The following is a 21,756-nucleotide window of genomic DNA, read 5'->3' as shown; positions in this document are numbered from 1 at the left end:
CGGCGGTCTCCACGGAACCTAGCGGCGATTATTACCCAGCAGTTCCAACTCCTCGTCATAGAGCGAGGTAAGCAGCGCAGTGCCGTCAGCTGCTACACGAAACCCACCCCAACGCGCATTTTCATACAGCGTTGCATGCCCTTCCTGAAAAAAGAACGCATTGGGTCCGAGACTGGCGCCACGCCCTCCCGGTCTGATCCGCATGGACACCCTGCCCGGCTCTCCGGTCGGCGCGTCGCCAGTGCCGGCAAAACTCGCCCGCGACTCCGCACCCAGTTGCAGATAGGCATATTTCGGCCATTCTCCGGCGTCGGCGCGCAACTCTTCATCCACCGCGAAACGTAACGCCATGTAGTCTCCCTGCATCAATGAGCGCGGGTCCACCGGGGCCAGGCGCAGTAGTACCAGCTGACCATCGCGCAGGGTCTTTTCATGCCCGTTCACGGCATACCCCGCCACCGCCATCACCAGCAACCAGGCAGCAACAATACCCACACGCGCTTTGCTCACGGAACTCTCCTCATCGGCACTATGACCGTCCGACGCAACACCAGCAGCAACAACCCGCTTGCCGCCAAGAGCATGGACTTGGTCAGCAAGGTGATATGCAGACTGTAATACAGATCGCCGAGGTACAAGGCAACGCCAGCGCCTACCAGCATGCACCACAAACGGTCACAGGCGTGAAATACCGCCAGCCACAAAGCCGCACCGATCAGCAATCCCGGCGTCTGAACACACAACGCAATGAGGATCAGAACACCCGCCAGAGCACCCAACCGAATCGATTGCTGCACTCCACGCATCAGCCACACCAGTGTCGCCAACAAGATAACCGCAGCGCCGGTGGGGTACAGCCATCGCAGATGAGCGGCGTCGACTGCAACCGAACCAAACCACGATGCGGCATGCGCATAAGGCTGCCCGAGCACCCCAAGGGCCAGTGCCAGGAGCGTTGCCGCACCGGTAACAGCGCGAAGCACGGCCGCGCGACTTGAAGCAGCCCAGCGAGCACGCCTGAGCCACAAGCAGACAGCCAGTGCGGCCAGGGCTACGCCATACAACGCCAATAAGGGATTGTTTCCTACCAATACTGCCAGGCTCACCATGGCAATCAACGCACAGAAAAATCGATGCGCCGAACCGGCTCTGGCCATCAACATGCCGCAACTCAGTACCAGCGCAACCAACGCGGGAATGCGTTCGTCAGCGCCCGTATGCAGTTCCAGTTCGATAATGGAAAACACCAGCATGGCCTGGCCGAGCAGGGACAATGCCAACCCCAGCTGCACCGCAAAAGCCCCTGAACTGCGCAACAACCAGATGGCTGACAGCAGCAGGATCGCCGCAGCAAAGATGCTCGGAAGCGGACTGGCATCCGTCATCATCACCCACGCGCCCAGCAACATCATTGCCGCAAACCAGGCCGCAATGGCAGACAGAAGCATCACATACCATGGCGCTCCCTCTTCCCGCTGCAACTGGGCATATCCGTCTTGTTGGATGACCTGTTGCTGCAGCAGATCATCCAGCAAGGCCTGTTTCCATGGAGTATTCATACGCCCTCCTCCCGATGCCAGCGCTGCAGCCAAACCGAGACCACGGCGCTACCCAACAGCAGGAACAGCCCCAGAGCCCAGAACTGCACCAAGCCGTCGATATCTTCCAGCAAGCGCGCCAGTCCAGCGGCAAGCACAACGACCAGCGAATAGAGTTGTAAGGCGAGCATCAGCAGGTCGCGCCGTACCCGCTGATAAACCGGAATGCCCAACAGATATACCGCGCCCAGCACGAGCAACGGATAGAGCTGTTCCGGCCGCCACCAGGTAAGCATCGCAGCCAGGGCCAAGGCAGCAAGCAAACCAGCGCCGGCCAGGCGCTGAATGGCTCTGGCCGTCTGCGGCAACCAGCTACTACGGCTTTCGAACAGCAGCAACAGCAACACATTGAAAACAGCAACCTTCATCAGCGCCGCCACGGTGTCAGTGCTATCCCCGACAAACCAGCCTGTGCTCAAGGCGAGATAACGTAGCAGCGCCAGGTTGGCGATACCCCAGAACAGTGCCCAGCAGGCAACCGAACGTGACAGCAGCGCCCAGGGCAGACTCAATGCCGCCCAGACCGCAAACAATTGCCAGATATCCGCACCGGTCTGATAAGTCTGACCGATCAGCGCCAGTAAACCGCCGGTGGTCAGCGATGCGCCAAACAGCGCGGCGCGATAGGCAACCGAGCCCCTGGCAACGACAAGCGCCGCACCCGCAAAACCACTGAGAGCGGCCATCGCCAGGCCCAGTTTGATGAAACGGTGCAACTGTTCCCAGTTGAATGCAAAGAAGAAGATCACCCCGAGCGCCAATAACAGACAGCCATAAAAGGCCAGCACGCGATCAAGGGCCAGCAGCCAATGCCGCGCAGCCGGTTGTGGCTGCTCCGGGGCCAGCTGCTCGGGCGTCAACAGTCCCTGCTCTGTCCAGCGGAGCAACTGATCACGCCGCCGTATATCGTTATTCAGATCCATTGACCCATCCATATCTTCAGCCGCTCGGTGAATTCAGGGACAGCCAGGAAGATATACAGACTGACCAGCACGTTGAGTACAGAGACCACCAGAAACAGTTGCGGAATGCTGATCCCTACGACTCCCAGCATCAGCATGGCGAACACCGCCGAAATCACCATCAGCAGGGAATTGAGAATATTGTTTGCAGCGATGACCCGGGAGCGCTCGCTGTCCTCGGTGCGGGCTTGAATCAATGCGTACAGCGGCACTATGTACAGTCCCCCGAACATCCCGAGCCCAAGGATGCAGAACATGACCGCCCAGGCTGCCGGCTGCAGTAACAGCTGCAACCAGCCCAACTGGCCGGCCTGCATATCAATGAAGCCCGCGCCACCCCACAACAGCAAACCAAACAGCGTCAGGCCACTGGCACCGAGGGGCACCAGGCCCAGCTCCACGGTCTTGCGGGACAAGCGCTCACAGAGCAGCGAGCCGGCGGCAATGCCGATGGAAAACACCGCAAGAATCAGCGTCACCACGGTCTCATCGCCGCCCAGGTAATCCCGGGTGAAACCGGGGATCTGTGCCAGGTAGGTCGCCCCGAGAAACCAGAACCAGGAGTTGGCCAGCAGTGAACGGGAAACCGGTTTGGATTGCTGCACCAACCCCAGATGGAGAATCCGTGCCGATTGACGCAGGATGTTCCAGTCCAGCTGCAATCCCGGCAGCGCAGCCGCGGTCGGCGGAATCGCCAGACTGGCGAGAAACCCCAGCAGCGCCAGACTCACCACCGCCACGGATACCCAGTTCGCCCATTCCTCGCCCGCCATCAACACGCCAGCGAACAGGGTACCGCCGAGAATCGCCAGAAAGGTGCCCATCTCCACCAGCGCGTTGCCGCCGATCAACTCACGTTCCGCCAGATGCAGCGGTAGTATCGAATACTTCACCGGGCCGAACAGCGATGATTGCGCTCCCATGGCAAACAGCACCATCAACATCATCGGCAAACTGCCTAACAGCACGCTGGCAGCCCCCGTCAACATGAGGATGATCTCGGCAAACTTGATGATACGAATCAGTACATGCTTGGGAAATTTCTCCCCTAACTGTCCGCCCAAGGCGGAAAACAGGAAGAACGGCAGGATGAACAACAGTGCGCTGAGATTGATCAACACATTGGGATCGGCAGTAACACCAATCTTGAACAGGATGGCCAGGACCAGCGCCTGCTTGAATACGTTGTCATTGAACGCACCCAGAAACTGGGTGATGAAATACGGCAAGAAGCGCCTGCTGCGCAACAGACTGAACTGAGACCGCTCAGACATCGCTGTCATCCTTCTCTTAACCTTCGCTGAAAAATGACAGCATAACGGAACAACATATCCATTGCGCGACAAGGCATCAGCCGCAGCTGGCCGAGTTACTCCACCTCAACAATCTGCAGACGCAGGTTACGCCGCTGGATCCACTGACGGATACGCTCCTGCCGGTCGGAAGTCAGAGGGTATTTACGCGCCAACATGAAGGCAGCCATGTACATGACCACCGGCCCGATGATGTAGAGCACCCGCAGGGACATCAGCTGCTGCTCGGTATGCACCGCCTGAGTGGCATCAAAACCGACCAGCGACAGCATGCCCAGCGAGAGGCCGAGACCGACCGCCATAGCCATCTTCTGCGCCATCCCGGACATCGCGAAGAACAGCCCAGTACGGTGCTCCTTGCTGCGCGCGGTATCCAGATCGACGATATCCGCCAACATCGACAACGGCAGGAACTGGAACGCAGCAAAGCAGAAGCCCTTGATCGCAAACATGATAGCGAACGGCAACAGCTGGCCGGCCTGCAGAAAGAACATGCCGAGAATACTGATACTGGATACGCTGACCGCCACACAGAAGGCGCGGTGTTTGCCAATCTTGCGACCCAGCGCCAACCAGAACGGAATACCCAGAATACCGATCCCGAAATACAGCAGATACATCATGCCGATGTGCGCCTGTATCTGGATGACATGTTGCATGAAGAACACCGACATGGCATTGCGGAACGACTCACCGGTGATGACAATCAGCAGAATCAACATCAGCCGTTTGAACGGACCGTTGTTCTTCATCACCCGCCAGCCCTTCTTCCAGTCAGTGCGCTGGACCGAGCGCGGCGGCGCTTCACGCACCCGCGTGACCACCAGCAGCACAGTAATCGGCAACAGAATCAACAATAGCCAGCCCATGGAAGCCAGAATGGGACCGTAGCCGATACCCAGCTCACCGTCGCGCCCAACCAACCAAACGGCAACACGCATCACCAGACTATCGGTGTCACCGGCCGCATAACGCGCGCCCAGGGCCTGAACGAGCGCGGGTGCCAGGGCCGCAATGAACAGACCCAGCAGAATGAACCCTTCACGCGACGCGGTAACCCGGCTGCGTTGATGATACTGCGTTGACAGCTCCGCCCCCCAGGCGCCATAGGGCAAGGTCACCATGGTCCAGCCGAAGTACATCAGCACGGTCCAGATCAGCAGATGCAGAATACCGGCGCCATCCGGCGGCATGAAGATCATCACCGTACCCAGCAACATCAAAGGCGTGCCCATGACCAGCCAGGGTTTGCGCCGGCCAAACCGCGTCTGCCAACGGTCGCTGAGCATGCCGATCAGCGGATCAGTCAGCACATCGGAAAACCGCGCGAGCACCAGCACCAATGCCATCAGCGCCATGTTCAGGCCCATTTCCTGGGCATAGAAAGGAGGAAGGTACACCGCCAGCGGGTAACCAATGATGGCCAGAGGGATGCCCACCGAGCCGTGGATCAGGATAGTAGAGCGTTTCAGAATACCGGACTGACTCATCGAGCGACTCCATTGATCAGGCGGAAGCTGGCACCGCCTTTATTTTCTAGTTGTTCTCACCTCTGCCAGATCAGCCCGCCGGTACGGCAAGCGAGTGCGCAGGGTCGATTCGAGTCTATGTCAGTCGGTAACCAATATCCGAGTGTGATTTCATTGCAGATGTTACCGAAAATGGCCAGATGACCACCCCTCCCGCTCCACCCCCAACGCCACCGCGGCTTCCGGACAATATCAGGCGCAAAGATGGTGGCTATTCAGAACGCTGATAAACGTTTCCACGACCGCTCGTCCCGCTACATGCGAATAACATTAATAGTTGTTTGACAATTATTCTCATTGCGATTAGCTTGTAGCCATTATTGAAAACCTTGGAGTGGCGCCGATGTACGTATGTCTTTGCAAGGGGATTACCGATACTCAGATTCGCGATGCCGTTACCGACGGCGCCTGCAGTATGCGTGACCTTCGAGAGCGTCTGGATGTAGCTAATCAATGCGGCAAATGCGGCCGTGAGTGCAAATCCATTATCGGTGAATACCGTGAGGCCGCCACCGCCAGCTTTATTAATGCAGGGCAATTCGCAATGGCGTGAATGCGTCTTGTATTCTGCCGAGAAACATTTCTATCTATTTGATTTGCAAGGGCTGTGTTTGACAGTCCGCCTTTCCGGTAGCACACTCAGTTGATTGATCCCGCACTGAGGAATTCCGTCATGAAAGGCGACGCACAGGCAATCCGCCATCTCAATATTCTGCTCGGCAACGAGCTGGTTGCCATCAACCAGTACTTCCTGCATGCACGCATGTTGCAGGACTGGGGTCTGGACAAGCTGGGCGACCACGAATATCACGAGTCCATCGATGAAATGAAGCACGCCGATGCCCTGACCAAGCGCATCCTGTTTCTCGAAGGCATCCCGAACCTGCAGGATCTCGGCAAGCTGATGATCGGCGAGAACACCCGCGAAATCCTCGAGTGCGACCTGCGCCTGGAAATGAAAGGCATCCCCGACCTCAAGGCCGCCATCGCCTACTTCGAGAGCATCGCTGATTACGGCAGCCGTGAGCTGGCAGAGGACATCCTGACGTCGGAAGAAGAACACGTCGACTGGATCGAGACTCAGCTCAGCCTGATCGACAAGGTAGGTATAGAGAACTATCAGCAGTCGCAGATCAGCTGATAGCTCTGTGCTGACCTGACCCGGCCCGCTTCATGCTTTGAGTTACCTTTGCAGCGGGAGCGGCCTGCATGCGACACGCCGTAAATACATCCATGTAGGCTCATTGATGCCATCCCTGGCATCAAACGGTCGCAGGCAAGCCGCTCCCGCTGCAAAGGATGGATATCGTCGGCGCCGCGGGTTTAAAATCATCAGCCACACAGTGCATCGCAGAAGAGGTTGGCCGGCAGGGCCGTGCCGACCGTCGTGTCGCCATGGATGGCGACCGCGAGCTTACATGGATGTACTTGCAGCGTGTCGGCACGGCCCTGCCGGCCAACCTGTTCCCAGCAAGCACCAGTAGACACCAACAACCTTCTATCGCTTTCAGTTATCCAAACTTTCCAAAATAGCGGATAACACCGCAGCCGGATCCTCAGCGCGCGTGATGGGGCGACCGATCACCAGATAGTTGCTGCCGTTTTCCATGGCCTGATGTGGCGTCACGATACGCTTCTGATCGTCGGCACTGGCATCATCCGGGCGGATACCCGGCGTCACCAGCTTGAAATCCTCATTCAGCACACTTCTGAGCGCCTTAGCTTCCCGCGCCGAGCAGACCACGCCATCCAGTCCACAGTCCTGTGTAAGACGCGCCAGACGCTGCACCTGCACCATGGGCTCGATATCGATACCCACCTCCAGCAAATCCTCCTGCTCAAGGCTGGTCAGCACTGTAACCGCCGTCAGCAGCGGACGTGGGCCCGAGCGGCGCTCAAGGATCTCGCGGCAAGCTTCCATCATGCGCCGACCACCGCCGGCATGCACGTTCACCATCCATACTCCCAACTCAGCAGCCGAGCGCACCGCGCTGGCAGTGGTATTGGGAATGTCATGGAATTTGAGATCCAGAAACACGTCGAAGCCCTTGTCCTGGAGCGTCTGCACTACAGCGGGTCCAGTTGCGGTAAACAACTCCTTGCCCACCTTGAGGCGGCACAATGCCGGATCGAGGCGTTCGGCCATCGCGACCGCTGATGCTGCATCAGGGAAATCCAGAGCAACGATTATCGGGGTATTGCAGGGCATTTATCTTTCCTGTATCAAATGGGTCGCAGCGACGGAGTGGCTACAGCCAATTCTCGCCCCTTCAACGGTCTTATCGTCGACCATCCATGGCAGGTCGGGCATTGCCAGTGCAACTGCTTACCGGAAAAGCCGCAGGCCTGACAACGATATTTGTGTTTATCGATCAACAGCGTTTCGACGATCCCGCGCAGAATCATGAGGTTGGCATATCCTCGCGGCTCGACATTATCCTTGTGCAGATCGATCAGGTACAGCAGTCCGCTCAGTGATGGCTGCTGTTGCAGGTGGGCAAGCACATATTCACTGGCCGCAGCGAGCCCGGCACGCTTATGCAGCTCATCGGCGCGTGCCAGCACCGTTGCCACCATCGGGGGGTGTTTATTTTCCAGCACATCGTCAAGATAGGCCAGCAGATCCAGCGTCCCTCCATCGGCCAGATGTCGCAGCAAGGGCAACGCCTGAGGCACGAAATCCGCATCGTGCGTCGCCAACCGGCGCAACCACTTGAGCTCGTCCCGCTCACGTCCCTGCCCCGCCTCCAGCTCGGCCAGCATGAGCATGGCGCGCACGCTCCCGCGATGGACAGCCAGCGCGTCCAGCAAATGACGCCGTGCCTGCGGCCACTCATTGCGCGCCTGCGCCTCGCGGGCCAGCTCGCAATGATAATGCCCCAGCGTGGTAGCGAAGGCGCTCCGCTCCTTGACCAGGCGCTGCCCCACCGCCACAGCACGCTGCCAATCGCGCTCGCGCTCATAAATGCGTACCAGGTCGGCCAACGCGTCGGCACGCAGACTGGAGCCCGAGTCCACCAACTCATCCAGCAAGCGCTCAGCACGATGATGCAGCCCCACCGCGAGATAATCGCGGGCCAGTTCGAATTGCACTCGATCGGCCTGCAGGGAAGTGAGATTAGGCCGCGCCAGAAGATTCTGATGAACCTTGATGGCACGTTCCACATCACCGCGCTGACAGAATAGCTTGCCGATGGCTATGTGCGTTTCGACTGTTTCCGGGTTGACCTCAAGGGCTCGAATAAAAGTTTCGATCGCCTCGTCCGGCTGCTCGTTGAGAAGATAGTTGAGACCGATGAAGTATTGCTTGTCGAGCGCACTGCCATGGGGAGCCAACATGAAACCGACTTTGATTGCTTCTCGTCGCCCGAGAAACCAACCCACACCCAGCGCCCCCATGAACAACCCGAGGAACAACAGCTCCTGCATGGTAATCAGCCTTTGATAGCCTGGGTGCGCAGCTTGTCGACTTCCTTGCGATAGCGATTGAGCTCATTACTCTGGACCATCATGCGCAGACGCAGACGGGCCGTCAGCAACCAGCCAATGAAAATACCCAGCAGACTGCCAAGAATAAAGGCAATAACGATGAACAGGGAGATAGGTAACTCGGGGGAGGATATTTCGAGAAATTGCAACGCGATGTTCTGCTGATTTTCCAGCATGAAATCAATGGTCGCCAGTGCCACCAATAATAGAACGATGATCAGCACCGCGCGTTTCAGCCATTGCATGCCACCACTCCCATCCGTTAAGCAGGAGAGCAGTATAGCGCAGCCTGACGATCAGTCATACCGCTTGAGTCACGCGGTTTCCAGAGAATCGTTGACGCGATCGCGCAACTCCTTGCCCGGTTTGAAATGCGGGACGTACTTACCTTCCAACTGCACTGATTCACCGGTCTTGGGGTTGCGACCAATGCGCGGCGCACGGTAGTGCAATGAAAAACTGCCAAAACCCCGTATCTCAATACGCTCGCCTGTCGCCAACGCCGCGGACATATGTTCCAGCATGGTCTTGATGGCCAGCTCCACATCCTTGGCTGACAACTGGCCCTGTTGCTCGACTATGCGTTCGATCAACTCCGACTTCGTCATGATTTTTCCTTTTTATTCAATCGGCTAGGATCCGTTTTTATTGTTTGTACCACGCAGCTGCAGGGCGGGGCAAGCAGCACGCTCAAGCCATTTTTCCAACGCAAAAAAAAGGAGCGACCGAAGTCACTCCTTTTTCATTACAAAGGCTACTTAGTTGCCCTTGTTTTCCATCTGCTGCTTGATCAGATCACCAATGGTGGTCGGACCAGCGGCCAGCATTTCCTGCTTGCGCAGGTCCTGGATGGCTTCTTTCTCGTCTTCCACGTCTTTCGCTTTGATCGACAGGCTGATGACACGGCTCTTGCGGTCAACGCTGATGATCTTGGCTTCAACTTCGTCACCGACGTTCAGGACGTTGCGCGCGTCTTCAACGCGGTCACGGCTGATTTCGGAGGCTTTCAGAGTACCTTCGATCTCTTCACCCAGGGTGATTACTGCGCCCTTGGCGTCAACTTCCTTGACGGTACCAGTGATGATGGTGCCCTTCTCGTTCAGAGAAACGAAGTTGGAGAACGGATCGTCTTCCAGCTGCTTGACGCCCAGGGAGATGCGCTCGCGCTCTGGATCAACAGACAGGATGACAGTTTCGATCTCGTCGCCCTTCTTGAAACGACGTACGGCTTCTTCGCCAACTTCGTTCCAGGAGATGTCGGACAGGTGAACCAGACCGTCGATGCCGCCGTCCAGACCAATGAAGATACCGAAATCGGTGATCGACTTGATGGAGCCGGAGATCTTGTCGCCCTTGTTGAACTTGCTGGAGAACTCTTCCCATGGGTTCATCTTGCACTGCTTGATGCCCAGGGAGATACGACGACGATCTTCGTCGATATCCAGAACCATGACTTCCACTTCGTCGCCAACCTGAACGACCTTGGAAGGATGGATGTTCTTGTTGGTCCAATCCATTTCGGACACGTGCACCAGGCCTTCAACACCCTCTTCCAGCTCGGCGAAGCAGCCGTAGTCGGTGAGGTTGGTGACCTTGGCGTTGACACGAGTGCCTTCTGGGTAGCGACCAGTGATGGCAACCCATGGATCTTCGCCCAGCTGCTTCAGACCCAGGGAGACGCGGTTGCGCTCGCGGTCGAATTTCAGCACCTTGACGTCGATTTCGTCGCCAACGTTGACGATCTCGGAAGGATGCTTGATACGCTTCCAAGCCATGTCGGTGATGTGCAGCAGACCATCTACGCCGCCCAGATCAACGAACGCGCCGTAGTCGGTGAGGTTCTTGACGATACCTTTGACAACCTGGCCTTCCTGCAGAGTTTCCAGCAGGGCTTCGCGCTCGGCGCTGTTCTCGGCTTCGAGGACGGCACGACGGGAAACGACAACGTTGTTGCGCTTCTGGTCGAGCTTGATGACCTTGAATTCCAGTTCCTTGCCTTCCAGGTGCGCAGTGTCGCGAACCGGACGGACGTCGACCAGGGAGCCTGGCAGGAACGCACGAATGGTGTTGACGTCGACGGTAAAGCCACCTTTGACCTTGCCGTTGATGACACCCTTGACGATTTCTTCTGCGGCGAAAGCTGCTTCGAGAACTTTCCAGGATTCGGCGCGCTTGGCCTTCTCACGGGAGAGTTTGGTTTCACCGAAGCCATCTTCAACGGCTTCCAGTGCAACGTGAACCTCATCACCCACGCTGATGGTCAGTTCGCCCTGATCGTTCAGGAACTGCTCGCGTGGAATGACACCCTCGGATTTCAGGCCGGCGTGAACAGTGACCCAGTCGGAGTCGATGTCCACAACAATACCGGTGATGATGGAGCCTGGCTCCATATCAAGGGTTACTAGGCTTTCTTCAAAAAGTTCGGCAAAGCTTTCGCTCATTTGGATTCCTGTCAATGTTTAATAAGGCAGTAACCGCCTGGCCGCTCTACTGCGCGCCCTGCAGCCAACTTGCCCGCCACGCCACCAGCTTGCATGGGTTGATTATAAATACACCTTTGCCGGTGGTGCTGGTTACCCGGCAAAAGACTCGCCTGATCAGTCCAGCAGGTTGCGTTTGCGCGCTTCCATCTGAACTGTTTCAAGTACATTTTCGATGCTCATATGCGAGGAGTCGATCAGGATGGCATCCTCAGCCGGCCGCAATGGCGCGATGCTGCGATTCATATCCCTCTCATCCCTCGCGGTAATCTCATCGAGAAGACCCGCAAGATTAGCAGTTTCGCCCTTTTCGAGCAACTGCCGGTAGCGGCGCTCAGCACGGATTTCCGGGCTGGCAGTCAGAAATATCTTCAACTGGGCATCGGGAAACACCACGGTACCCATGTCGCGCCCGTCTGCGACCAACCCGGGCGCTTCGCGAAATGCCTTCTGCCGCGCCAGCAGCGCCTGACGAACGGCAGGCAGCGATGCGATCTGGGAAGCGCCGGCACCGGTTGCTTCGGTACGGATTCCCCGGGTCACATCTTCGCCTTCCAGAATGATGCACTGCTCCTTGTCACTGCCCCCGGCAACAAAGCGCACATCCAGATGCGCAGCCAGGGTAGTGAGGATCTCTTCGTTGGTAAGATCCGCTCCGTGGTTACGTGCAGCAAAAGCCAATACCCGGTACAGCGCGCCGGAATCCAGCAGATGCCAACCCAGTCGCGCGGCCAGCATACCCGTCAGTGTGCCCTTGCCGGAGCCACCGGGGCCATCGATGGTGATGACCGGGACCATGTCGTTACCAGCACTCACGCGTTACCCTCCTGACGAATGTTGATGCCCACCGAACGCGCCAGATCAACAAACCCGGGGAACGACGTGGCGACATGGATGCAGTCGGTGATGCAGATGTCCGCAGTGGCGCGCAGCGAGGCAATAGCGAAGGACATGGCGATACGGTGATCCATGTGGCTATCTACGGTAGCGCCACCCATGACACCACCCTCGATAATGATACCATCAGGTGTCGGCTCGGCCTTGATACCCAGCAGTTGCAGGCCATCGGCCATGACCTGGATACGGTCGGATTCCTTGACCCGCAGCTCTTCAGCACCACGCAGAACGGTGCGCCCTTCGGCGCAGGCCGCGGCAATGAACAACACCGGGAACTCGTCAATCGCCAGGGGCACCTGATCCAGCGGGATCTCAATACCCTTGAGGCCGGCATAGCGCACACGCACGTCAGCCACCGGCTCGCCACCCACTTCGCGCTCGTTGCTCAGAGTGATATCACCGCCCATGGCACGCAGGATATTGATCACACCAACGCGAGTCGGGTTGATGCCCACGTGCTCCAGTGTCAGGTCGGAGCCTTCCGCAATACTGGCGGCCACCATGAAGAACGCCGCAGAGGAAATGTCCGCCGGCACGTCGATCTTGCAGCCGGTCAGCTGGTGGCCGGATTCGACGGTGGCCTTGGCACCATCGACCTGTACCGGGTAACCAAAGCCCTTGAGCATGCGCTCGGTGTGATCACGAGTCGGTGCCGGCTCGGTCACCGAGGTGCTGCCTTCGGCATACAGGCCGGCCAGCAGCAGGCAGGATTTGACCTGAGCACTGGCCATGGGCATGACATAGTCCATACCCTTCAACTGACTCTCGGCGCCATTGATATGCAGCGGCGGACGGCCTTCCTGGTCGGTATCGATATTCGCGCCCATCTCGCGCAACGGATTGGCGACACGGCCCATGGGACGCTTGGTCAGGGAAGCATCACCGGTCAGCTCGGTGGTGAACTTCTGCCCCGCCAGCAAACCAGCCAACAGGCGCATCGAGGTGCCCGAGTTTCCTACATAGATGGGCCCCGGAGGCGCCTGCAGACCGTGCAGACCGACACCGTTGATGGTGACGCGCCCATGGTGCGGTCCTTCGATAACCACGCCCATGTCGCGGAATGCCTGCAAGGTGGCGAGGCTGTCTTCACCTTCCAGAAAGCCCTCCACTTCAGTCACACCTTCGGCCAATGAGCCGAGCATGATAGAACGGTGGGAAATGGACTTGTCGCCGGGTACGCGGATACGACCTTGTACGCTGGCACCGGGACTGGCAATGAAGTTGATCGACTGAGTCTGCATGGGTTCCATATAAGCCCTGCGGGCCAAAATCTTGCTGAAATGCTCGCGTGCGGATCGCGCTCGGGTGAATACGCCCAACAGGGCGTTGGCATCACCGTCATCAACCGCCGCACGCAAGCGGCTTAAATCGTGGGTGAAATCGTCCAGGCTGCGCAGTACCGCATCACGGTTGGCCAGGAATACATCCCGCCACATGACGGGGTCGCTGGCGGCAATCCGGGTGAAATCTCGAAAACCACCGGCAGCATAGCGGAATATCTCCAGATTTTCGCTACGCGAGGCCAAGGTATCAACCAGCGAGAATGCCAGCAGGTGCGGCAGATGACTGGTCGCAGCCAGCACTTCATCATGGTCGGCCAGGGGCATGTCTTCGACATCCGCGCCCAGCGCCTGCCAGGTACGACGCACCAATGTCAGCGCTGCCTCAGCAGTTTCTTCCAGCGGTGTCAGGATCACCTTGTGGTTGCGAAATAATCCGGCATCAGCCGCTTCAACACCACTACGTTCAGAGCCGGCAATCGGATGACCTGGCACGAACTGCGACGGAACATGACCAAAAGCACTGCGTACTGCGTCCACCACTGCACTCTTGGTACTTCCGGCATCGGTGACCACAGCCTGCCCGATATCCAATGCCGCAAGCTTGCCCAGTACCCGTTCCATGGCCAGCACGGGGACCGCCAGCATGATCAGGTCAGCGCCCTGCACTGCTGTGGCCAGATCATCGGTCATCATGTCGACGATCCCCAGCGGTACCGCCAGCCGGCAGGTTTCCGGGTCAGGGTCGCAGCCCACCACTTCACGACACAACCCTGTCTGGCGCAGCCCCTTGGCATAGGAGCCGCCAATCAGGCCAAGACCGATTACCGCCAGGCGGTCGATTATCGGCGCCTTGGGTGACATCGTGGTTACATCTCTATTCACCGGTCAGGACCCGTGCCAGCGCGTCGAGGAAGCGCTTGTTCTCCTGGGGCAGACCGATGGAAATGCGCAGATGATTGGGCATACCGTACCCCGCCACCGGACGCACAATCACACCTTCGCGCAGCAAACCCTGGTATACCGGTGCCGCTTCACGACCCAGATCCACCGCAACGAAGTTGCCGCGGGAGGCGATCCAGCTCAGACCCAGCGCACGGAAACCCTGCTCCAACTGCAGCATACCTTCGCGGTTGGCGCGTCGGCTTTCCGCCAGATAGGCGTTGTCCTGCAAACTGGCCACTGCCGCCGCCAGCGCCAGACTGTTGACGTTGAATGGCTGACGCACACGGTTGAGCACATCAGCTACCTGCGGATGGCTGATGCAATAGCCGACCCGCAGTGCTGCCAGGCCATAGGCCTTGGAGAAGGTGCGTGACACGATCAGATTGGGGTAACGCCCCACAAAGTCGAATCCGTTGAGCGCGTCTTTGGCATCCACGTACTCGGTATAGGCCTCGTCCAGTACCACCAGCGCCTGCTCCGGCACGCGCTGCATGAAGGCTTCGAACTCGGCGCGCTCGATCCAGGTACCGGTCGGGTTGTTCGGGTTGGCGATGAACAGCAACCGAGTGGCCGGGGTAATGGCCGCAGCCATCGCCTCCAGATCATGCCCCCACTCCCGCGCAGGCACTTCCACCGCCGTGGCGCCCACCGCCTGGGTGACGATGGGATAGACGGCAAAGGCATGCTGGCTGAATACGACCTCGTGCTCAGGCAGGACAAAGGCGCGCGCCAGCAGTTCGAGAATGTCATTGGAGCCGTTGCCCAGCGTGATCATCGACAGATCGAAACCGAAGTGCCGGGACAGCGCCTGCTTCAGGGTGAAGCCATTGCCATCGGGATAGCGGGTCAGTTCCGGCAGGGCTGCCTGAATGGCCTTGAGCGCCATGGGTGCTGGACCGAGGGGGTTTTCATTGCTGGCCAGCTTGATGATTTCATTCGGATCAAGGCCGAACTCCCGGGCCAGCTCTTCCACCGGTTTGCCGGGAACATAAGGGGACAGTTTTTGCACACCCGGCAGCGCCAGGCTCAGAAAATCGCAACTCATGACAAAGCCTCAAGCTTCGAGCCACAAGCTACAAGCAACACCCATCTGCCGAACCGCTTGCAGCTTGCCGCTTGCAGCCTGTCGCTACAGTTAAAGAACCGCTTTCGGGTAAGAACCCAATATCTTCAGCGCCACCGATTCCTCGCGAATCTTTTCCAGTGCATCCTTGATCAACGGGTCGTGCTGATGACCGAAGAAATCGATGAAGAACACGTAGGTCCACTTACCGCTGCGTGAAGGGCGGGTTTCAATACGGGTCAGGTCGATACCGTTCTCGTGGAATGGCTGCAGCAGGTGATGCAATACCCCCGGACGGTTGTTCATTGAGACAATGATCGAGGTCTTGTCATCGCCGGTCGGCGGCACTTCCTGATTACCGATCATCAGGAAACGCGTGGAGTTATCCGGGCGGTCCTCGATTTTCTCGGCGATACAGGTGAGGCCATAGAGCTCGCCGGCGATATCCCCGGCGATCGCTGCCGAATTCCATTCACCCTTGACCCGACGCGCCGCCTCGGCGTTGCTGGCCACAGCGACCCGCTCGACGTTCGGATAATGCGCATCCAGCCACTTGCGACACTGCGCCAATGACTGCGCATGGGAATAGACCCGGGAAATCTTGTCGGTACGGGTGTTCTCGCCCACCAGCAGATGGTGGTGAATACGCAACTCCACCTCGCCACAGATAGCCAGGTCGTGTTCGAGGAAGCTGTCGAGAGTATGGTTGATCGCACCCTCGGTGGAGTTCTCCACCGGGACCACACCGAAGTGCACCGCGCCAGCTGCCACTTCACGGAAGATCTCATCGATCGCCGCCATCGGCACACTGACCACCGAGTGACCGAAATGCTTCAACGCTGCCGCTTGAGTGAAAGTACCTTCCGGGCCCAGATAGGCCACCCGCAGGGGCTCTTCCAACGCCAGGCAGGCAGACATGATCTCGCGGAACAGTCGCGCCACCTCTTCGTTATCCAGCGGCCCCTTGTTCAGCTCCATGATGTGCTTGAGCACCCAGGCTTCCCGTTCGGGCCGGTAGAAAACCGGCTTTTCGCCTTCGGCCAACGTCTTCTGCTTGACCTCGGCCACCGTCTGGGCGCAGCGGGCGCGCTCGCTGATCAGCTCCAGGATCTTCTCGTCCATCGAGTCGATCCGGTTACGCAGAGCTTTGAGTTGCGCTTCATCTGACATGATTGTTCAACCGTGCTGTTTCTCGAATTCGGCCATATAGGCCACCAGCGCATCCACTGCCGATTCCGGCACCGCGTTATAGATGGAGGCACGCATGCCACCCACCGAGCGGTGACCCTTGAGGTTGAGCAAACCATGCTCCTCGGCCCCCGCCAGGAACGGCTTGTCCAGACGATCATCAGCCAGACGGAACGGGACGTTCATCCACGAACGATCGGCGACGTTGATCGGGTTGCTGTACAACTCGCTGGCATCAATCGCCGCGTACAGCTTGCGCTGTTTGGCGTCGTTGATGCGCTCCATGACGTCAAGACCACCCTGGGCCTTGAGCCACTTGAAGACCAGACCCGACAGATACCAGGCAAAGGTCGGTGGCGTGTTGTACATGGAAGCATTCTTTGCCGCGACGCTGTAGTCGAGCATGGTCGGGCAGCGGCTGTGTGCCTTACCCAACAGGTCTTCGCGAACGATGACCACGGTCAGACCGCTGGGACCGATATTCTTCTGCGCGCCGGCGTAGAGCAGGCCGAACCGGGACACATCCAGCGTACGCGAGAGGATGGTCGAGGACACGTCCGCCACCAGCGGCGTGTCGCCCACCTCGGGAATCCAGTTGAATTCCACACCACCGATGGTTTCATTCGGCGTGTAGTGAACATAGGCCGCATCAGCGGACAAGGTCCATTCGTTCTGCCCTGGGATGGCGAAATAATCGTAGGCCTCGGCCGAGGCAGCCACATTGATGTGGCCGTAACGGGAGGCTTCTTCGATGGCCTTGCGCGACCAGATGCCAGTATCGATGTAATCGGCACTGCCATCTTCGCCCAGCAGATTCAGCGGAATCTGAGCGAACTGCTGGCTGGCGCCGCCCTGCAGGAACAACACCTTGTAGTCCGAAGGAACATTCAGCAGCTCACGCAGGTCCTGTTCGGCCTGCTCGGCGATACCGACAAACTCGTCACTACGGTGACTCATTTCCATGACCGACAGGCCTTTGCCCTGCCAGTCCGTCAACTCGCTCTTGGCGGTTTCCAATACAGCCTCGGGCAACGCTGCCGGGCCGGCACAGAAATTGAACAGTCGCTCGCTCACCTTGGCCTCACTCGTGATCGTCAGTGGTACCGGCGCTGTCGTCAGCTGCTCCGGAATCGGTCTCGCCAGCCACATCGGCTGCCGTATCTTCTTCGTCCAGATCGAGGTCTTGATCGTCCTCGTCGGGCTCCTGCACCCGCTCCAGGCCGACCAGCTTCTCACCGTTGCCGAGCTTGATCAGGGTTACGCCCTGGGTATTGCGGGACAGACTGGATACCTCCGCAACACGGGTACGCACCAGGGTGCCCTGGTCGGAAATCAACATGATCTCCTCGCCATCAACCACCTGCACGGCGCCGACCAGCGGGCCATTACGCTCGCTGGTGACCATGGCGATCACACCCTGGCCACCGCGCTTGTACTGCGGGAAATCCTCGACCGGGGTGCGTTTGCCGTAACCGTGCTGGGAAGCCGTGAGGATCTGGGTACCCTCCTCGGCAATGATCATCGACACCAGATCCTGCCCTTCGGCCAAACGCATGCCGCGAACACCGCGGGCGGTACGGCCCATGGCGCGCACGTCGGCTTCGTTGAAGCGGGTAACCTTGCCACCGTCGGAGAACAGCATGACCTGCTTGCTGCCGTCGGTCAGAGCGGCGCTGATCAGCGTATCGCCCTCGTCCAGATCCAGAGCGATCAGACCCACACTGCGCTGACGACTGAACTGCGGCAGCGGCGTTTTCTTAACGGTACCCTTGGCAGTGGCCATGAAGATGAACCAGCCTTCGGTGTATTCCTCGATCGGCAGCATGGTGGTGATGTACTCACCCTCATCCAGCGGCAACAGGTTGACCAGCGGCCGGCCACGCGCGGTGCGCGAGGCTTCAGGGATTTCATAGGTCTTCAGCCAATAGACCTTGCCCTTGCTGGAAAACAGCATGAGCGTGGTATGGCTGTTGGCGACCAGCAGATGCGATACGTAATCCTCATCCTTGACGCCGGTGGCCGCCTTGCCACGACCGCCGCGACGCTGGGCGTTGTAATCAGCCAGCGGCTGACTCTTCGCATAACCACCATGGGAAATAGTCACCACGCGGTCTTCTTCGGTAATCAGGTCGGCAATGCTCAGATCCATACGCGAAGCGACAATCTCGGAACGCCGCGCGTCGCCGAAATTGGTTCTGATGTGCTCCAGCTCCTCGACGATGACTTCCATCAGTCGCTGTTCGCTGTTCAGAATCCGCAGCAGCTCGCCGATCTGGGTCAGGATTTCCTGATACTCAGACAGCAGCTTCTCGTGCTCGAGGCCGGTCAGGCGATGCAGACGCAGATCCAGAATGGCCTGAGCCTGCTCTGGTGACAGATAGTACTTACCGTCGTGCAGACCATATTGCTCGGGCAGCTCGTCCGGACGGCAGCTGTCTGCCCCGGCACGCTCGACCATTTCGTTGACCGTGCCCGGCTCCCAGGCTTCGGCCAGCAGGCGTTCACGGGCTTCGGCCGGGGATGGCGAGGCCTTGATCAGGGCAATGACCGGATCGATGTTGGACAGCGCAACCGCCTGACCTTCCAGAATGTGTCCACGCTCGCGCGCCTTGCGCAGCTCGTACACGGTCCGACGGGTGACCACCTCGCGGCGGTGGCGGATGAAGGCATCCAGCAGTTCCCGAAGGTTGAGGATGCGCGGACGACCATCGAGCAGACCTACCACGTTGATGCCGAACACGTTCTGCATCTGGGTCTGGGAATAGAGATTGTTGAGGATCACCTCGGCTACTTCGCCGCGGCGCAACTCGATGACCACGCGCATACCGTCCTTGTCGGACTCATCGCGCAGCTCGGAAATGCCTTCGAGCTTCTTCTCCTTGACCAGCTCGGCAATCTTCTCGATCAGCCGCGCCTTGTTCACCTGGTAAGGCAGCTCGTGAATGAGAATTTGCTGACGACCACCGACCTTGTCGATGTCTTCGATGGTGCAGCGCGCGCGCACATAGATGCGGCCACGACCGGTCTTGTAGGCTTCGACGATACCGGCGCGGCCATTGATGATGCCGGCGGTGGGGAAATCCGGGCCCGGAATGTGTTCCATCAGATCTTCGATGGTCATATCCGGGTTTTCAATCAGCGCCAGACAACCATTGATGACTTCCGTCAGGTTATGCGGCGGAATGTTGGTGGCCATGCCCACGGCAATACCACTGGAGCCGTTGACCAGCAGGTTCGGCACCCGGGTCGGCAACACATCGGGAATCTGCTCGGTGCCATCGTAGTTGGGCACCCAGTCGACCGTTTCCTTGTCCAGGTCAGCCAGCAGCTCATGGGCCAGCTTGGTCATGCGGATCTCGGTGTAACGCATTGCCGCGGCGCTGTCACCATCGACCGAACCGAAGTTGCCCTGACCATCAACCAGCAGATAACGGAGCGAGAACGGCTGCGCCATACGTACGATGGTGTCGTATACCGCGGAATCACCATGCGGGTGGTATTTACCGATAACGTCACCGACCACACGGGCGGACTTCTTATACGGTTTGTTCCAGTCGTTGTTGAGCTCGCTCATCGCAAACAATACGCGACGGTGCACCGGCTTGAGGCCGTCACGCACATCAGGCAATGCCCGCCCGACGATCACGCTCATGGCGTAGTCAAGGTACGATTGCTTCAGCTCATCTTCGATATTGACTGGAAGAATTTCTCTGGCCAGCTCACCCATGAAACGGCATTCCTTTTATTGTCGGCAACCTGACGGCGCCAATGCGTACGCAACGCGGAACGGGCCCCGGTTTAGGGGCCGGATCAAAGCCCGGAATGATACCACATCGCAGGATTCCGCGGGAGTTGAAGAACAGATCCTGATCACACTTCCCTGCACAAACATCGGCGGCAAATCTCAGTGCAGTCGACGGTGACTGAGCAGTTCTGCCAGCCGAGGCTGATCGGGACGCTCAACGACTCCCTTCTCGGTGACGATCACATCGATCAGGTCCGCCGGTGTCACATCAAACAACTGCTGCCCGCCCTGCCCCGGTAACGGCACACCGAGATCAACCTCATCGGCAGTTTCCAGTGCCAGATCAACACTGGAGCTCGGCGCCACCACCATGAACCGCAGACCGTGATGCATCGCCAGTATCGCCAGCGCGTAGGTACCAATGGCGCTGACCACGTCGCCGTTGGCGGCAATGTATTCAGCCCCCACCACCACCCAGCTCACATTCTCCGACTTCATCAGATGTCCGGCGGCGCCATCAACATGCAGCGTAACGGGCAATTGATCCTGCGTCAGTTCCCACAGGGTCCGCTGGCCAGCTTGCCCCGGACGGGTTTCACAGGCATACAGTTCGGCAACCAGGCCGGCAGCATGGGCGGCGCGAATAACACCCAATGCACTGCCGTAGCCGCCCCCTGCAAGGGCGCCAGCATTCCCCAAGGTCAGCATATTCTGTGGCTGACGACCATGCCGGCGAATGACCTGCATACCCAGCTTGCCCATGGCAAGATTGGCTTCGCGATCACTGATATGTATCGAAATGGCCGCCTGCGCCAGCAACCCGGGTACATCCGCAGCAGACCCAACAGGACGACGCAACCGCTCGCGCAACATGCGCAGCGCCCAGGCGAGACTGGCTGCCGAAGGCCGAGTGGCACTCAGCAGCGCAAAATCAGCCTCCAGTGCCGCCGCCCAGTCCTGCGCCTGGCCAATGCGTCTGGCAGCAAGGGCAATACCATAGGCAGCGGCGATTCCGATCGCTGCCGCACCCTGCACGACACCGTCGCGGATAGCGTCGGCGACCTGCGCCGCGTCCTGGCACTCGACCCAGACACTTTCGCCAGGCAAACGCCGCTGATCAAGAAGACGCAGACTGCTGCCGCACCACTCCATGGCCTGAACACCGCTCAGGTCGGCGGCTTGGGGTTGAAACTGCATGAACGACTCCAACACGAAAACGCCATTATACCCGGACGACTTCACGGCGTGATCAAATGTCGCTGCAAGG

The 21,756-nt window shown here is 58.7% G+C and carries 19 protein-coding genes; 2 read left to right on the top strand and 17 right to left on the bottom strand.

Features of this window, described 5'->3' with window-relative positions; genetic code table 11:
• Window positions 1–18: 18 nt before the first annotated feature.
• The 5 genes from INT39_RS15305 to INT39_RS15285 form a co-directional block, all read right to left on the bottom strand.
• Entirely contained in the window at window positions 19–510 is a 492-nt protein-coding gene (locus INT39_RS15305; RefSeq protein ID WP_319021370.1) for a GDYXXLXY domain-containing protein, read from the bottom strand.
• The gene (locus INT39_RS15300) at window positions 507–1,559 is read right to left on the bottom strand and encodes a DUF4401 domain-containing protein (protein ID WP_193074855.1); all 1,053 of its coding nucleotides are present in this window, start codon (window positions 1,557–1,559) and stop codon (window positions 507–509) included. Before INT39_RS15300 ends, INT39_RS15305 begins: the two co-directional genes overlap by 4 nt.
• Complete coding sequence (locus INT39_RS15295; protein ID WP_193074854.1) at window positions 1,556–2,521, bottom strand: DUF2157 domain-containing protein; 966 nt, start codon at window positions 2,519–2,521, stop codon at window positions 1,556–1,558. The genes INT39_RS15300 and INT39_RS15295 overlap by 4 nt, the downstream gene beginning before the upstream one ends.
• Window positions 2,512–3,834 (bottom strand): MFS transporter, encoded by a 1,323-nt coding sequence (locus tag INT39_RS15290; RefSeq protein ID WP_193074853.1) that lies wholly within the window; start codon window positions 3,832–3,834, stop codon window positions 2,512–2,514. Before INT39_RS15290 ends, INT39_RS15295 begins: the two co-directional genes overlap by 10 nt.
• A 95-nt stretch (window positions 3,835–3,929) precedes the next feature.
• Window positions 3,930–5,363 carry an MFS transporter gene (locus tag INT39_RS15285; protein WP_193074852.1) on the bottom strand — a complete coding sequence of 478 codons (1,434 nt, stop codon included), beginning with the start codon at window positions 5,361–5,363 and terminating at the stop codon, window positions 3,930–3,932.
• A 382-nt stretch (window positions 5,364–5,745) separates the two neighbouring features.
• On the opposite strand from INT39_RS15285, the gene INT39_RS15280 reads away from it, so the two are divergent.
• Both INT39_RS15280 and bfr read left to right on the top strand, forming a co-directional pair.
• Window positions 5,746–5,955 (top strand): bacterioferritin-associated ferredoxin, encoded by a 210-nt coding sequence (locus INT39_RS15280; protein WP_193074851.1) that lies wholly within the window; start codon window positions 5,746–5,748, stop codon window positions 5,953–5,955.
• Window positions 5,956–6,075: 120 nt separating this feature from the next.
• Window positions 6,076–6,543: a bacterioferritin gene (bfr, locus tag INT39_RS15275; RefSeq protein ID WP_193074850.1), complete on the top strand. Its 468-nt coding sequence runs from the start codon at window positions 6,076–6,078 to the stop codon at window positions 6,541–6,543.
• Window positions 6,544–6,909: 366 nt separating this feature from the next.
• On the opposite strand, the gene pyrF is transcribed toward bfr, so the two are convergent.
• From pyrF to INT39_RS15215, 12 genes are all read right to left on the bottom strand, one after another.
• Window positions 6,910–7,611: an orotidine-5'-phosphate decarboxylase gene (gene pyrF, locus INT39_RS15270; RefSeq protein WP_193074849.1), complete on the bottom strand. Its 702-nt coding sequence runs from the start codon at window positions 7,609–7,611 to the stop codon at window positions 6,910–6,912.
• A gap of 14 nt (window positions 7,612–7,625) precedes the next feature.
• The gene (lapB, locus tag INT39_RS15265; protein WP_193074848.1) at window positions 7,626–8,831 is read right to left on the bottom strand and encodes a lipopolysaccharide assembly protein LapB; all 1,206 of its coding nucleotides are present in this window, start codon (window positions 8,829–8,831) and stop codon (window positions 7,626–7,628) included.
• A gap of 5 nt (window positions 8,832–8,836) precedes the next feature.
• Entirely contained in the window at window positions 8,837–9,136 is a 300-nt protein-coding gene (locus INT39_RS15260) for a lipopolysaccharide assembly protein LapA domain-containing protein (protein WP_193074847.1), read from the bottom strand.
• A gap of 69 nt (window positions 9,137–9,205) precedes the next feature.
• Window positions 9,206–9,499 carry an integration host factor subunit beta gene (gene ihfB, locus INT39_RS15255; RefSeq protein ID WP_193074846.1) on the bottom strand — a complete coding sequence of 98 codons (294 nt, stop codon included), beginning with the start codon at window positions 9,497–9,499 and terminating at the stop codon, window positions 9,206–9,208.
• A gap of 150 nt (window positions 9,500–9,649) precedes the next feature.
• On the bottom strand, window positions 9,650–11,332 hold the full coding sequence (gene rpsA / locus INT39_RS15250; RefSeq protein WP_193074845.1) for a 30S ribosomal protein S1: 1,683 nt from the start codon (window positions 11,330–11,332) through the stop codon (window positions 9,650–9,652).
• A 156-nt stretch (window positions 11,333–11,488) separates the two neighbouring features.
• Window positions 11,489–12,169, bottom strand: a complete 681-nt coding sequence (gene cmk, locus INT39_RS15245) for a (d)CMP kinase (RefSeq protein ID WP_193074907.1) — start codon at window positions 12,167–12,169, stop codon at window positions 11,489–11,491.
• A 14-nt stretch (window positions 12,170–12,183) separates the two neighbouring features.
• Window positions 12,184–14,412: a bifunctional prephenate dehydrogenase/3-phosphoshikimate 1-carboxyvinyltransferase gene (locus INT39_RS15240; RefSeq protein WP_193074906.1), complete on the bottom strand. Its 2,229-nt coding sequence runs from the start codon at window positions 14,410–14,412 to the stop codon at window positions 12,184–12,186.
• Window positions 14,413–14,425: 13 nt separating this feature from the next.
• Window positions 14,426–15,538 (bottom strand): histidinol-phosphate transaminase, encoded by a 1,113-nt coding sequence (gene hisC / locus INT39_RS15235; RefSeq protein ID WP_193074844.1) that lies wholly within the window; start codon window positions 15,536–15,538, stop codon window positions 14,426–14,428.
• Window positions 15,539–15,628: 90 nt separating this feature from the next.
• Complete coding sequence (pheA, locus tag INT39_RS15230) at window positions 15,629–16,726, bottom strand: prephenate dehydratase (RefSeq protein WP_193074843.1); 1,098 nt, start codon at window positions 16,724–16,726, stop codon at window positions 15,629–15,631.
• A 6-nt stretch (window positions 16,727–16,732) separates the two neighbouring features.
• On the bottom strand, window positions 16,733–17,818 hold the full coding sequence (serC, locus tag INT39_RS15225; RefSeq protein ID WP_193074905.1) for a 3-phosphoserine/phosphohydroxythreonine transaminase: 1,086 nt from the start codon (window positions 17,816–17,818) through the stop codon (window positions 16,733–16,735).
• 7 nt (window positions 17,819–17,825) lie between these two features.
• On the bottom strand, window positions 17,826–20,471 hold the full coding sequence (gyrA, locus tag INT39_RS15220) for a DNA gyrase subunit A (RefSeq protein WP_193074842.1): 2,646 nt from the start codon (window positions 20,469–20,471) through the stop codon (window positions 17,826–17,828).
• A 177-nt stretch (window positions 20,472–20,648) separates the two neighbouring features.
• Window positions 20,649–21,686, bottom strand: a complete 1,038-nt coding sequence (locus INT39_RS15215; RefSeq protein WP_193074841.1) for a s-methyl-5-thioribose-1-phosphate isomerase — start codon at window positions 21,684–21,686, stop codon at window positions 20,649–20,651.
• Window positions 21,687–21,756: the final 70 nt, after the last annotated feature.

Source organism: Pseudomonas sp. FME51 (assembly GCF_014897305.1).
Note: the sequence above shows the minus strand (reverse complement) of the source record. Positions and strands in the feature narration are given on the sequence as shown.

What these genes read in the sequence shown, in the direction of transcription:
- INT39_RS15300 (WP_193074855.1), bottom strand. Translation starts at nt 1,559, where the DNA reads ATGAATACTCCATGGAAACAGGCCTTGCTGGATGATCTGCTGCAGCAA.
- INT39_RS15295 (WP_193074854.1), bottom strand. Translation starts at nt 2,521, where the DNA reads ATGGATCTGAATAACGATATACGGCGGCGTGATCAGTTGCTCCGCTGG.
- INT39_RS15290 (WP_193074853.1), bottom strand. Translation starts at nt 3,834, where the DNA reads ATGTCTGAGCGGTCTCAGTTCAGTCTGTTGCGCAGCAGGCGCTTCTTG.
- INT39_RS15285 (WP_193074852.1), bottom strand. Translation starts at nt 5,363, where the DNA reads ATGAGTCAGTCCGGTATTCTGAAACGCTCTACTATCCTGATCCACGGC.
- INT39_RS15280 (WP_193074851.1), top strand. Translation starts at nt 5,746, where the DNA reads ATGTACGTATGTCTTTGCAAGGGGATTACCGATACTCAGATTCGCGAT.
- bfr (WP_193074850.1), top strand. Translation starts at nt 6,076, where the DNA reads ATGAAAGGCGACGCACAGGCAATCCGCCATCTCAATATTCTGCTCGGC.
- pyrF (WP_193074849.1), bottom strand. Translation starts at nt 7,611, where the DNA reads ATGCCCTGCAATACCCCGATAATCGTTGCTCTGGATTTCCCTGATGCA.
- lapB (WP_193074848.1), bottom strand. Translation starts at nt 8,831, where the DNA reads ATGCAGGAGCTGTTGTTCCTCGGGTTGTTCATGGGGGCGCTGGGTGTG.
- INT39_RS15260 (WP_193074847.1), bottom strand. Translation starts at nt 9,136, where the DNA reads ATGCAATGGCTGAAACGCGCGGTGCTGATCATCGTTCTATTATTGGTG.
- ihfB (WP_193074846.1), bottom strand. Translation starts at nt 9,499, where the DNA reads ATGACGAAGTCGGAGTTGATCGAACGCATAGTCGAGCAACAGGGCCAG.
- rpsA (WP_193074845.1), bottom strand. Translation starts at nt 11,332, where the DNA reads ATGAGCGAAAGCTTTGCCGAACTTTTTGAAGAAAGCCTAGTAACCCTT.
- cmk (WP_193074907.1), bottom strand. Translation starts at nt 12,169, where the DNA reads ATGGTCCCGGTCATCACCATCGATGGCCCCGGTGGCTCCGGCAAGGGC.
- INT39_RS15240 (WP_193074906.1), bottom strand. Translation starts at nt 14,412, where the DNA reads ATGTCACCCAAGGCGCCGATAATCGACCGCCTGGCGGTAATCGGTCTT.
- hisC (WP_193074844.1), bottom strand. Translation starts at nt 15,538, where the DNA reads ATGAGTTGCGATTTTCTGAGCCTGGCGCTGCCGGGTGTGCAAAAACTG.
- pheA (WP_193074843.1), bottom strand. Translation starts at nt 16,726, where the DNA reads ATGTCAGATGAAGCGCAACTCAAAGCTCTGCGTAACCGGATCGACTCG.
- gyrA (WP_193074842.1), bottom strand. Translation starts at nt 20,471, where the DNA reads ATGGGTGAGCTGGCCAGAGAAATTCTTCCAGTCAATATCGAAGATGAG.
- INT39_RS15215 (WP_193074841.1), bottom strand. Translation starts at nt 21,686, where the DNA reads ATGCAGTTTCAACCCCAAGCCGCCGACCTGAGCGGTGTTCAGGCCATG.